The organism is Sediminibacterium sp. (genome assembly GCF_030695065.1).
Classification (GTDB): Bacteria; Bacteroidota; Bacteroidia; order Chitinophagales; family Chitinophagaceae; genus Sediminibacterium.
This window is the reverse complement of sequence record NZ_JAUYTR010000011.1, coordinates 459,524-472,896: the sequence shown is the minus strand read 5'-3', so window position 1 is coordinate 472,896 and position 13,373 is coordinate 459,524. Positions and strand designations below refer to the sequence as shown.

Here is a 13,373-nt window from a genome sequence, read left to right as displayed (position 1 = left end):
AAAACAAAAATGAATAGAAAAGAATTTATAGTAAAATCTTGTACCGCCTGCATTGGTGCAACCGCCTTATCCGCTATAGTGAGTTCCTGTGCCGCTACACAATTCGCTAATGGAAAAATGACTAAAGACGGAATATTGATTGATGTAAATGAATTTGCGTTAAAGGGAAAAGACAAATACCGATTGTATATAGTTGTTCGAAACGAAGAATTAGTTTTTCCTATATGTGTGTACAGATTCAGTGATACTGATTACGCCGCTCTTTGGATGCAGTGTGCCCATCAGGGAGCCGAACTGAATGTAGCAGGTGATTATCTCCAATGCCCTGCGCATGGAAGTGAATATAGCAACCGTGGAAAAGTAACCAACGGACCTGCAGACAGGGATCTGAGGACATTTCCCGTAATGCTTAACAACAACCAAATCTTTATTGATTTAAGAAAAGTATGAGAACAATTATACTAACCATTCTATCTGTATTCATTTCATCTGTTGCCGTTGCTCAGATAGACCCAGTATTATTAAGAAGAACTTCAAAGGATACATCGGGATTGTTACTAAACATGGATGCGGTATATAATCGTCCCTTTCTTCAGTTAGGCAAACTGCCTGTTGCATTGGGAGGATATGCAGAAACCAATTACCAGTATTTACAGGAAGACGGCATCTCTGAAGGACACCAGTTCCAAATGCGACGATTGACGTTGTTTGTGTCTTCGTCTATTTCCAAACGAATTAAGTTTTTGAGCGAGATTGAATTTGAAGACGGTACCAAAGAAATCAATATTGAATTTGCATCGATTGATTTTGAGTTCGCTCCTCTTCTGAATTTGAGAGGTGGTATTGTAATGAATCCTATCGGTGCCTTTAATCAAAACCATGACGGACCTAAATGGGAATTTGTAGACAGGCCAATATCTGCCACTCAAATGCTTCCGGCAACCTGGAGTAATGTAGGCTTTGGACTATTTGGAAAAAAATCTGTGAAGGATTGGGTGTATGCTTATGAAGCTTATCTCACCAATGGGTTTGATGATAAAATAATTGATAACGTTGAAAACAAAACTTTTCTTCCGGCCAGTAAAGAAAACAAAAACAGGTTTGAAGATAGTTTTAACGGTAGTCCATTGTTCACCGGTAAAGTTGCTGTAAGAAACAGAAAGATTGGTGAATTAGGACTATCTTATATTGGTGGTGTTTACAATAAATACGAAGATGGTGGATTAGTATTGGATAAGAAGCGAAGAGTGAATGTATATGCAATAGACTTTAACAGCGTACTTCCAAAATTCAATACCTATATCAGTGCTGAATGGGCATGGGTGTATGTGGATGTTCCTGAAACGTACACTGAACAATTTGGTAGAAAACAACAAGGCGGGTTTATTGACTTTGTACAACCTATTTATAAGAAACCAATTTTTGGTTTTGACAAGTCAGTTATGAACGCAGCCTTACGTTTTGAATATGTGGATTGGAATAAAGGAAAGTTTAAGTCCACAGGTGCAAATATCAGTGACGAAGTATTTTCCATTGTTTCTGCTATTAGCTGGCGACCGACTGAACAAACAGTGATTCGGCTGAACTACCGTTACAACTGGCAGAAAGATATTTTAGGTAATCCACCGGCTAAGCTGGCTGGCTTTCAGTTTGGCGTGAGTACATATTTTTAGGGTTATATCATTTTGTCAGAATATTCAGAATCTCTTCAAATTCGTACTTTTATTTTACCAAAAGTATTAGATGAAATTGTTAATAGTAGAAGACGAAAAAGAATTAAGTAAAAGCATCGTAACTTATCTTAAGGGTGAAAATTATCTGTGCGAAGTAGCAGTGGATTTTAAAACTGCGCTTGAAAAGACAGAGTCTTTCGATTACGACTGTGTATTGCTGGACATCACTTTGCCGGATGGAAACGGATTGAATGTATTAAAGGAATTGAAAGCAGATAATAAAACGGGTGGGGTAATAATTATTTCGGCTAAAAATTTGATTGACGACCGCATTGCCGGTTTAAATCTTGGTGCAGATGACTACCTGGCAAAACCTTTTCATCTTTCTGAACTGAGTGCAAGAATTGCTGCGGTAATTCGGCGCAGAAGGTTTGATGGCAATAAGGTGCTTGAATTGAATGAACTTACTTTTGATACCCTTGCCAAAACAGTTTCGGTAAACGGTAAAGGAGTTGACCTTACCCGAAAAGAATACGACCTGTTCCTTTACCTTGTCACTAACAAAAACCGTGTAGTTTCTAAAAATGCTATTGCAGAGCATCTCTCGGGTGATGAGGCAGATGTGTTTGATAACTTTGATTTTATTTATGCCCACATGAAAAACTTAAAAAAGAAAATGGTACTAGCTGGTTGCGAAGATTATATAAAATCTATTTACGGGATGGGCTATAAGTTTGATATTTAAGAAATGAAATTACTCAGTAAATCGCTGAAAGGGTATATTGTATACTCCGTATTGGTATTGATTGTATCAGTGCCGGTGTTCTATTTTGAGCTAACAAGTATTGTTGCTGAAGATGTAGACGAAGACCTTGTTGCTCAGAAGGCTGACCTGATGGCAAAGATGGAAAAGGTAATTGCAAATAAACCATTTGAGTATTTTGAAGTTTTTGAGCCTGATATTCATATCAAACCTGCAAATACTAAACGAATAAAAGATTCCACCTATACAATTTTGTTTTTTGATTCCATATCTAAAGAAAATGTGCCGCACCGTGTTTTAGAAAGCATAGTAGTGCTGAAAAGCGAATGGTACAATATAACGATACGTAAATCGCTGGTAGATAACGATAACTTAATATTCAGCATAGTGACTGTGCAAGCGGTAATTTTAGTACTCATAATTGTTGGTTTGTTATTCATCACCCGTTATCATTCCAATAAGCTGTGGAAACCCTTTTATGCAACATTAGGTAAGTTGCATGACTATAAAATAGAATGCGAAAATAGTATTGAATTGGGAAAAACCGAAATTGATGAGTTTGCTGATTTAAATACAACCATCACATCCCTAACGAGTCGTAACCATGAAATGTATCTCTCTCAGAAAGAGTTTACGGAGAATGCTTCACATGAAATGCAAACACCGCTGGCAGTATTTCAAAGTAAAGTAGAGCTGTTGATGCAAACTACACCCCTTACCGGGGAACAGGCAGAACTGATAACAGAGCTGTCAGATGCTGGGCAGCGGATGAACCGGTTAAATAAAACACTCCTTTTGCTTTCAAAAATTGATAACGATCAGTTTAACGTCAAGGAAATCGTAAATATTAATACTACGGTTCAAAAACTGGCAGAGCAGTATAAAAATGCACTTAATCAAAAAAAACTATCCCTTCATACAAGAGTAGCTTGTAATACTGTAATAAATGCCAATCAAACGTTGATTGAAATTCTGATTGGCAATTTAGTTTCAAATGCCATCCGCCACAATGTGCAGGGGGGCAAAATTAATATAATCATTGAGCCCAACCAATTTTGTATCAGCAATACTGGCAACACAGACTCGTTAGATGCAACCTGCCTTTTTCAAAGGTTTCAAAAACAAACTTCTGACGCCAATAGCCTGGGTCTTGGGCTTGAAATTGCAAAGCGGATTTGCAATTTGTATAAAGCAGCTATTACTTATACCTACTCTGATAGTTTACATTCATTCACTGTAAGCTTTAGCAATTCCTGAATTATTTTTAAGATTTCATTTAAATATCACGAATTAATTTACGTATTATATATCTACTTAATTATTAAAGTTCATGTGCCACTTGTTATTTATAAAAGCAATGATTCTATTTTCGATATTTTTTTATGAAAGTGGTTTACATCAACTACAAGGAAATGCAGTACAGAGTGAGTACCGGAAGTAAACAAATCCTGTAAACTAAGGAAGGAGATTTTATAAAAGTTAGGTAACAGTTTTGAGGAAACGTTAAAATCTTTACGCTGTATAAAAACTACAGTCTTTCTACAGAATTGAATTAAAGCTTTACAATTATATTTTAAAAATTAAAAAACAAACAAAATGAAAAAGTATTTAATGCTGATGGTTGCAGCAGCTTCTATTACAACCGCCACTTTTGCACAAAATCATGAAAAAAATGAAAAGAAAGCACATGCAAATGTTCCTGCCTCTGTAAAGCAGGCGTTTGAAAAACAATATCCCGGCACAAAAGCCAAATGGGATAACGAAGACGGTAAGTTCGAAGCTGGCTTTAAGCACAACGGGCATGAAATGAGTGTGCTGTACAATTCTAACGGCACGGTGGAAGAAACAGAAATGGAGATACCCGTTACTCAATTGCCAGCAGCAGCCAACAGCTATATAACCCAGCATAAATTGGGTAAAATAAGTGAGGCCGCAAAAATCACCAAAGCTAATGGTGAAGTGAATTACGAAGCAGAAGTGAAAGGTAAGGATGTGATATTTGATGCCGCCGGTAAATTCTTAAAAGAAATAAAAGATTGATTTTTCATGGTTAGGCTTTCATAAGCTAAGGATAAGGGTTAATGGCTAGGGGGTGTATGTACGATACATCCCCTTTTTTTTATCAGCTTATTTCCCATTCAGAATTTGTACAGAATTCATTTAGAAGTTTTCATTAATTCAATCATCATGCAATACTCTAAATCAAGCACTGTTTTTGTAATATCATTATTCATGTTGGGAATAAGTGCCAATGCACAGGTTACCGATTCTTCTACCAGTATTCTTTATATTCAGGACTAAGCACGGCAAAATCTTTCCTGGCAATTGCCGCCCCACAAAAAGTCATTCAACGTAAAGTCTTACATCATACCCGGCTTAATGGTAGCATACGATTTTACTGCCATTGAAGATGAAGGGCTGCAATGATTAAACGGAGAATTTAAAGATGAGATGTATACAGAAAATCCCCACAAGCAAATTAAAATAGACAACCATCTACAGTTTGCCCCGGCAGCGATGGTATTTGAATTAGATGCTTTTGGCATTAAGGCAAAACATAACCTTAGAGACAAAACCATGCTTTTTCTTATGTGGAACATTATAACAAATGCTACGGTCTATTCAATGAAATCAGTATCGCTTTGTATTAACCCCCTTAGTTTTTGTATAAAATTTGTTAAAAATAATCCGCAATTATGATTTAAGTCAAGAGGCTATTTAGTTATTGCTAAAAGAAACAATGTGAAATCTAGTGTAGAGAGTAAGGTATTTTTTGCGTTAGTAAATGGATGATGGTTCATTAGAAAATTTATAATCATGTCTATGTTTAAATTAGATTTTTTAGACTTTACCATACTCAACCTATACTCCTGAATCAATAAAGGATTGTCTTATGTAAGTGTAAAAATGACGTTAAGTTTTCCTTTTACTGCATTTATGATGATGGAACCATGTAATTGGTTTTCTTGAATCAGTTCTTCAATGGCTGCTAATTTAACAGCAGGTTCATTTGAAGAATTGTATGAACAAACCAGCAATCGTTTATTGAATAGAGCAGGCAAAGAAAGTTTTGAAGCGTTGAAAATGCTGAATGTAAATGATATTAAAAATTATCAACCCGTAGCGGGCGTAGTATACCCCAACAGTCCACTCGGTAATTCATTAAAACAAATTGCCGTACTCATCAAAATGAACATAGGATTGGAAGTGGCATTTGCAGAGAGTGGGGGATGGGACACACATTTTAACCAAGGTACCCTCAACGGCGTATTCGCTCGCAACGTGCGAGACTTTAGCGATAGCATTGCAGCATTTTGGAATGATATGGGTGCTTACCAAGATGATGTAACCGTAATGACCATGACCGAGTTTGGCAGAACGGTTGCACAAAACGGAACAGGTGGCACCGATCATGGAAGAGCCAGTTGTTCCTTTATTTTAGGCAATGATGTACAAGGCGGAAAACTGTATCAACAAATAGGCTCATTGGCCAAAGACCAATTAGAAGACCAACGAGATCTTCCCGTTACAACTGATTTTAGATCGGTGTTTAGCGGCGTGGCGAATAAACATTTAGGCATCAACAATAACGGCATATTATTTCCGAAGTGGGAGGGGAAGGCGTTGGAGATTATTCGGTAAATCACTTCACCACACTCAACCGATACTCCTGAATTAATGCAGGATTCTCTGGTGTAAGGGTAAAGAAGATTTTTAGTTTTCCTTTTTCTCCATGGATGATGAAGGAGCCGCGGAGTTGATTCTCTGGAATCAGTTCTTCAATTTTAGTGATTTTGCCAATTGTTTGAAAAGCAGTTGTGGCTTGCTTTACCAAAGAATCGGTATAGTAGTCATCAAAAAAGTTTTCCGCAAAAATGCCCGATTTTTTTGCGTTAGAAAAATTAGGTAACAATTTTACCAATTCATTTTTGCGCTGATTCAAAATAGTGGAGACTGGTAATTGAATCGGCTTTAAACCTGCTAACTTTATTACACTATCCAATACTTTTAAATTAATTGATGAAGTGGGTGCATATGTTACATTTGCCAGCAACACTACGCCGATGCCGTATTCAGGCATGATGCGCCAATTGCTTCCGAAGCCTGGTAATCCGCCACTATGTCCTACATATACTTTGTTATTACAGTCTCTAAAAATATTCAGTCCATATCCATAGGCTGAAACTGCAGGGCAAGCAATTCCATTTCCATAATTGAAATATGGGTTCATGGAAGCAAATCGCCAAGGTTGGTGCATTTCGCGGATACTACTTCTATTGATGATAATGTTTTCTGCGTCATTTCTTGCTGGCCACGCTTGTTGGTGCATTGCCATGTACTTACTGAATGATTCAACAGAGGTGATTAATCCCCCCATTGCCCCATAAATACCATCGGGTAACAATGGTTCTTCTTTAAAAGAATCATTTACATAACGATAGCCTTTGGCCAATTGGTCAGTAGGAACTTTGCGATAGTCCCAGGCAGCTTGCATACCCAATCTTTTAAAAAAATGTTGGTTGATGTATTCGCTATAGGATAGGCCCGTTACTTTTTTAATGATTAAACCCAATGTGGCAAAACCAACATTGCTGTATTCGTATTCAGTTCCATTTACATTCGAAAAACTCAATTGCTTTTTAAACAGCTCAATTAATTCTTCCTCTGTATCAGCCAATTGTCTGTCTCCCCATGGGTTATCTTCGGGTAATCCACTGGAATGCGTAAGTAATTCTCTAATGGTTATTGGAGCTGCATCTTTGGTGAGTGCCTGGTTTTTTAATTCAGGAATATAGTTGGAAACAGGGTCGTCTAATTTTAATTTTCCTTCGTCTCTTAATTTAATGATGGCCATGGCGGTAACGCTTTTGCTCATTGAAGCAATGCGATACATGGTTCTTGTATTGGCTTTTGTTTGATTAGTGATGTTGCTATATCCTTCACTGCCACTCACGATCAATTCACCGTCTACCACTACGCCAAATGAAAAGCTGGGGAAGTGATTGGCTTTTGCATAATTGCTGTACATGGATTGAATCACCGGTGCGATTGCTTTCACTTTTGCTGCTCTGTCCTTGTCTGCAAAAAAAGGTGTTTGGTATTGCTCATTCGGATTTGGTTGAGCGGTTGCAATTATTACACTACAACATGTGTATACGATTGTAGTTATTCTTTTTACCATTGATTGCATAAGAGGGAATTAATAATTAAGCAATTGCTGTACCTGTTCATCTAATCGGCTCTTGGCCATATAGTTTTTTTCCAATTCAATATTAAATGGAATAGGCGTATCTAAGGAAGCGCATCTCAACACAGGCGCATCCAATAATTCAAAACAATGTTCACTGATCCATGCACTAATTTCTCCACCGATGCCACCTACTAAATTGTCTTCATGTAGTATCAATACTTTACCTGTTTGTTCAACAGCAGCTTTAATAGCGGAATAGTCTAGAGGGGCCAATGTTCTCAAGTCTATAATATGCTGGGAGATTTCTGGATGCGCTTCTTGGTATTCTAATGCCCAGTGCACACCAGCTCCATAAGTAATAATGCTGATATCGTCTCCTTCTTTTACCGTAATGGCTTTTCCTATGGCAACTTCATAATAGGCTTGCGGTAATTTTCCACTAATGCTTCTATAGAGTGCTTTGTGTTCAAAAAATAAAACTGGATTAGGATCATTGATTGCGGCAATCATTAAACCCTTTGCATCGTGCGGGTTGGATGGATAAACCACTTTTAAACCGGGCACATGGGTAAACCAAGCTTCATTGCTTTGCGAATGAAATGGTCCAGCACCAACTCCACCACCAGTTGGCATGCGAACAACCACATCGGCGTTTTGTCCCCAACGATAATGAATCTTAGCTAAGTTATTGACGATTTGATTAAAGCCCACTGTCACAAAATCAGCGAACTGCATTTCCATCACGGTTTTAAATCCCTCCAAACTCATACCTAAGCAAGTACCTACAATGGCACTTTCGCAAAGCGGTGTGTTGCGCACTCTTTCCTTTCCAAATTTCTCTACAAAGCCTTCGGTAATTTTAAATGCACCTCCATATTCTGCAATGTCTTGCCCCATCAATACTAGGTTCTCGTGCTTTTCCATGCTCATATGTAAGCCTTCGGAAATTGCATCAACTAGTCTGGCTTCTCTTGAAGGAGTTGCTGCGGCTGCTTGATTATTGTCTAATTCAATAACGCCTTCTATTGATTTTTTAGGTGCGAATACATCGGCTATTTCTTCTGCAGTATCCACCACCATTTCATTGGCGTTGAATGCATCCGCTAATTCTGTTTCAATATATTGCCTGAACTCGTTTCTAATATCCGCAATACCCATTTCGGTAATCACTTGTTCGTTAATCAGAAACTGCTCGTATTTTTTTACTGGGTCTTTATGTCCCCATTCTTCAAACAATTCTTTGGGTACATATTTAGTGCCGCTGGCTTCTTCATGTCCGCGCATTCTAAAAGTCATGCACTCAATAAAATATGGCTTTTGATTTTTAATGCAATAGTCTCTTACTCCTTTGATGGTATTGAATACTGTTAAAATATTATTGCCATCAATGCGAATGCCTTCCATTCCATAGCCCTTGGCTTTGTCTACCAATTGCTCGCATTTGTATTGTTCGTTTACGGGGGTGCTTAAACCGTATCCATTATTTTCAATAATAAATATGACCGGCAAATTCCAAACTGCTGCCACATTCAACGCTTCATGAAAATCACCTTCACTGGTTCCGCCATCTCCTGAAAATGCAACAGAAGCTTTTGCTTCTTTTCTTAAAGCATAAGCCAATGCAACACCATCGGCAATGGCTAACTGCGGACCTAAATGAGAAATCATTCCGCAAATATGATAAGGCTTCGATCCAAAGTGAAAGCTTCGCTCCCTCCCTTTACTATACCCATCTTTATTGCCCTGCCATTGTCTAAATAATTTATTCAAAGGCATTTGCCTAGAAGTGAATACACCTAAATTTCTGTGCAGCGGCATAATCCATTCATCGTTGGCCATGGCCAATGTAGCGCCCACTGCAATGGCTTCCTGCCCAATCCCACTAAACCATTTACTGATTTTTCCCTGACGCAAGAGCACCAACATTTTTTCTTCAATCATTCTTGGCAACAACAAATTGCGATAGAGATAAATCAATTCTTCATTGCTGAACTGTTCCCGATTAAAATCCATGGCTATAATACATTATTAGGCAATAAAGTTAACCCTATTTGTGGAGCTTCCCGAATGAAAAGTCTTGAAACATTCCATCAAAAAAGCCCCGAATTGCTTCGAGGCTTTCAATATAAAATTTGATAAAAATTAATCTCTGCTGCTGAGCTTGCTTAATAATTTAAGCATTTCAATGTACAACCAAACAATGGTTACCATTAAGCCGAAAGCACCATACCATTCCATGAATTTAGGAGCACCTCTTTCAGCACCTTGCTCAATCATATCAAAGTCCATGATTAGGTTTAACGCTGCAATTGCCACTACAAATAAGCTGATGCCAATGCTTAATAGACTACTGTCGTACATGAAGCTAACGTTCACGCCAAACATGCGCAATACCATGGTGATTAAGTAAAAGATACCAATACCTAATGTAGCGGTAAATACTATTGATTTAAAACGCTGGGTAGCGCTGATAATGCGAAAATTATACAGTAAGAACATGGCCAATGCTACACCAAATGTAAGACCCACTGCCTGCATAATTAATCCAGGATAAGACTCAGCAAATGCTGCGTTCATTATAGCAGAAATAGCTCCAATGAATAAGCCTTCTAATAGTGCGTATAGCGGCGCCAAAACAGGTGCCCAATTGGGTTTAAAGCTAATTGCTAAAGCAGAAATTAATCCACCAATAATACCTACCCACATGAGGGTCATCATGGTATCTTGCTTTAGTTGTTCGTATAAATTCCAGTTGTATGCTGCACCTGCAATCAGCATCAGCATCATAAAACCAAATTTGTTGATAGCGCCTCTAACAGTCATCGTGCCCATATTGGCAGCAGCCATTTCGTGGCTTTTATCAAACATCTTTTCTGTAAGGGTAGGGTTACCCGATTTAAAAATTGCCATATTGAATTTTTTTCTGTTTCAAATCTACTATAAACAAATTTCATTCCAAGGGGGCAATCATGCGCTTTAACAAGTTCTAAACCGGATTTTGTTTACGAAAATGGCAATAATTGCACAAAAGATGCCGAAAGGACAGTTTAGATGCCCCCCAAAATTGGTAACTTTGCCCTCTCAATTAGCATAGATGAATAACAAAGAGTCGGTTTTACAAAGTGTGGTAATCAAATTTGCAGGGGATAGTGGTGATGGGATGCAATTAACGGGTCAACAGTTTACCAATAATACGGCATTGTTAGGGATAGATCTGGCTACTTTTCCAGACTTTCCCGCAGAAATCAGGGCCCCAATCGGAACGGTTCCAGGGGTGAGTGGATTTCAGTTACATTTTTCTTCTAATAAAGTATTTACACCAGGAGATATTGCAGATGTGTTGGTGGCTATGAATGCAGCTGCATTAAAAGTGAATTTGAAAGCCATTAAGCCTGGTGGTAAAATCATTGTAAATATTGATGGTTTTGATGCAAAGAATTTACGACTAGCTAATTATCCAGAAGGCGTGAATCCTTTAGAAGATGGTAGTTTGGATTCATTTGAAGTCATCAAAATTGACGTGACCAAACTAACACGTGAAGCATTAAAAGAATTTACCGATTTAGGTACCAAGGAAAGAGACCGTGCAAAGAATATGTTTGTATTGGGCTATATCTATTGGATGTACAATAGAAAACTAGACAATACCATCGATTTTTTACAAGAGAAATTTGGAAAGAAAGAAAACATTCTGCAGAGTAATATTAAAGTGTTGCAAGCTGGATACAATTACGGAGACACAACTGAAACATTTACATCAAGGTATACCGTAGAGAAAGCCAAAATGCCTGCTGGCTTGTATCGCAGCATTATGGGTAATCAGGCATTGGCCATAGGGTTGATTGCGGCTGGCGAAAAATCGGGGCTGCCTTTGTTTTTAGGAACATATCCTATTACACCTGCTTCAGATATTTTACACGATTTAAGTAAGTACAAAAGTTTTGGTGTAAGAACATTTCAGGCAGAAGATGAGATTGCGGGGATCACCGCCGCGATTGGTGCAAGCTATGGTGGATCAATCGGCATCACTACTACATCAGGCCCAGGTATGGCATTGAAAACAGAAGCCATGGGATTGGCCGTGATGCTAGAAATTCCTTTGGTGATCATCAATATCCAAAGAGGTGGCCCATCCACTGGATTGCCAACCAAAACAGAACAGAGCGATTTGTTGCAAGCTTATTACGGAAGAAATGGGGAATGTCCTATGCCAGTGATTGCATCAGCCACACCATCTGATTGTTTTGATGTGGCATTTGAATCGGTAAGAATTGCTATTCAACATATGACACCGGTGATTTTGTTAAGTGATGGATATATTGCCAATGGAGCAGAGCCTTGGAAGTTCCCTCAAAGTGCAGACTTGCCAGCAATACCCGTAAGCTTCAAAAAAGGATTAGCAGAAGATGAACCTAAGTTCATGCCATATAAACGCGATGAAAAATTAGCCAGACCATGGGCTGTTCCCGGTACTGCAGGCTTAGAACATCGTATTGGTGGATTAGAAAAACAAGACGTTACAGGTAATATCAGTTATGAGCCAGAAAACCACCAGCATATGGTGAAAGTTCGTCAGGCTAAAGTAGACTTGATTGCAAAATATATTCCATTACAAACCATTGACAGTGGCCCATCAAAAGGTAAAGTATTGGTACTCGGATGGGGCTCTACTTATGGTGCCATCAAAAGTGCTGTATTAGAATTGCAAGCAGCGGGCCATGCCGTGAGCCATGCGCATATTCGTTACCTGCGTCCATTCCCTAGTAACTTAGGAGAAATCATTGCCAATTTTGATCAAGTATTGATTCCAGAAATCAACAATGGCCAATTGATTAAAATCATTCGTGATGAATATTTAGTAGATGCAAAAGGCTACAACAAAATCATGGGTGTACCTATTACGAAAGGGGAATTGGTGGATGCGATTTCGAAAATGTTATAGAAATGCCTAATTCAGTAAATAATAATGGGGATATAGAGCCAGATTAGAATCGGCAATAGCGCGAATTGAAACTAAAAAGCCTTTGCAAAAAAAGCTCATTAACAAATGAGGAAGATTGATTGGTTAACATAGCTAGAAATGACTGCAAACATAAATTACAGTATTTTTTTCATTATTAATTAGCGGTTGAATCATAAAAACTAGGATGTTTTACAGTGCCTTAATTGAGTAACCTTGTTAATATAATAATCCATGAAAAACATATTTATTGCATCATTCTATTTATTTTTTATTGGCAAAATATGTGCACAGGACAAAATTGAGTTATCAAAAGAAGCAAAGAAAAAATTCGAAGGACGCTGGATGGGTATTTTTAATAATGATACAATTACAATTGTATTATTACAAACAAGATCAAAAGTAGAAGATATAAATCCTGTTGATTCAATTGTTTTTTTATACGGATGGCATAAAATTTCGAATAATCATAAGGTTCTAGAAAGTAGCTTAGATTCAATATCAATGAAACTAGATAAACTTCATACAATTATAGCTTCATATAAAAGCAATCAACGGCAACTCCAATTAAGCATTTTTGATTTAACAAGAGAAAGATGGCTAAATGGAGAACTTAATTTGTCAAATAATAAAAGCGCGATATTAACAACTAGCTTAAAAGAGGCATGGCGTGATGGTAACAAAACATATCTTGAAGGGCAGACATTTCCCGCTAAAATAGTAATGAAAAGAATTACTACAACAGTTCCAACTATTTTTAGGTAATGAAAATGCTTCTAAATAATT

11 protein-coding genes are annotated in these 13,373 nt (G+C 37.8%); 8 read left to right on the top strand and 3 right to left on the bottom strand.

Annotation, left to right across the window (positions count from 1 at the left end; translation table 11 throughout):
• Positions 1-9 precede the first annotated feature (9 nt).
• The 6 genes from Q8S25_RS05965 to Q8S25_RS05940 all read left to right on the top strand — a co-directional run bounded on the left by Q8S25_RS05965 (position 10) and on the right by Q8S25_RS05940 (position 6,078).
• A complete protein-coding gene (locus Q8S25_RS05965; RefSeq protein ID WP_295235013.1) occupies positions 10-450 on the top strand; it encodes a Rieske 2Fe-2S domain-containing protein in 441 nt (146 codons plus the stop codon).
• On the top strand, positions 447-1,673 hold the full coding sequence (locus Q8S25_RS05960) for a hypothetical protein (protein WP_295235016.1): 1,227 nt from the start codon (positions 447-449) through the stop codon (positions 1,671-1,673). The genes Q8S25_RS05965 and Q8S25_RS05960 overlap by 4 nt, the downstream gene beginning before the upstream one ends.
• 70 nt (positions 1,674-1,743) lie before the next feature.
• Complete coding sequence (locus Q8S25_RS05955) at positions 1,744-2,418, top strand: response regulator transcription factor (protein WP_295235018.1); 675 nt, start codon at positions 1,744-1,746, stop codon at positions 2,416-2,418.
• Between the two features lie 3 nt (positions 2,419-2,421).
• A complete protein-coding gene (locus tag Q8S25_RS05950; protein ID WP_295235020.1) occupies positions 2,422-3,693 on the top strand; it encodes a HAMP domain-containing sensor histidine kinase in 1,272 nt (423 codons plus the stop codon).
• A 339-nt stretch (positions 3,694-4,032) separates the two neighbouring features.
• Positions 4,033-4,476: a PepSY-like domain-containing protein gene (locus Q8S25_RS05945; RefSeq protein ID WP_295235022.1), complete on the top strand. Its 444-nt coding sequence runs from the start codon at positions 4,033-4,035 to the stop codon at positions 4,474-4,476.
• Between the two features lie 942 nt (positions 4,477-5,418).
• The gene (locus Q8S25_RS05940) at positions 5,419-6,078 is read left to right on the top strand and encodes a DUF1501 domain-containing protein (protein ID WP_305535811.1); all 660 of its coding nucleotides are present in this window, start codon (positions 5,419-5,421) and stop codon (positions 6,076-6,078) included.
• A gap of 1 nt (position 6,079) precedes the next feature.
• Here Q8S25_RS05940 and Q8S25_RS05935 read toward each other — a convergent pair whose 3' ends face one another.
• From Q8S25_RS05935 to Q8S25_RS05925, 3 genes are all read right to left on the bottom strand, one after another.
• On the bottom strand, positions 6,080-7,627 hold the full coding sequence (locus Q8S25_RS05935) for a serine hydrolase (protein WP_305535809.1): 1,548 nt from the start codon (positions 7,625-7,627) through the stop codon (positions 6,080-6,082).
• A gap of 9 nt (positions 7,628-7,636) precedes the next feature.
• Complete coding sequence (locus Q8S25_RS05930; RefSeq protein ID WP_305535807.1) at positions 7,637-9,640, bottom strand: dehydrogenase E1 component subunit alpha/beta; 2,004 nt, start codon at positions 9,638-9,640, stop codon at positions 7,637-7,639.
• Positions 9,641-9,769: 129 nt separating this feature from the next.
• A complete protein-coding gene (locus Q8S25_RS05925; RefSeq protein WP_304760589.1) occupies positions 9,770-10,537 on the bottom strand; it encodes a Bax inhibitor-1/YccA family protein in 768 nt (255 codons plus the stop codon).
• Positions 10,538-10,721: 184 nt separating this feature from the next.
• On the opposite strand from Q8S25_RS05925, the gene Q8S25_RS05920 reads away from it, so the two are divergent.
• Together Q8S25_RS05920 and Q8S25_RS05915 are read left to right on the top strand one after the other, a co-directional pair.
• Complete coding sequence (locus Q8S25_RS05920; RefSeq protein WP_305535805.1) at positions 10,722-12,569, top strand: 2-oxoacid:acceptor oxidoreductase subunit alpha; 1,848 nt, start codon at positions 10,722-10,724, stop codon at positions 12,567-12,569.
• Positions 12,570-12,821: 252 nt separating this feature from the next.
• Complete coding sequence (locus tag Q8S25_RS05915) at positions 12,822-13,352, top strand: DUF6705 family protein (protein ID WP_305535803.1); 531 nt, start codon at positions 12,822-12,824, stop codon at positions 13,350-13,352.
• Positions 13,353-13,373 lie beyond the last annotated feature (21 nt).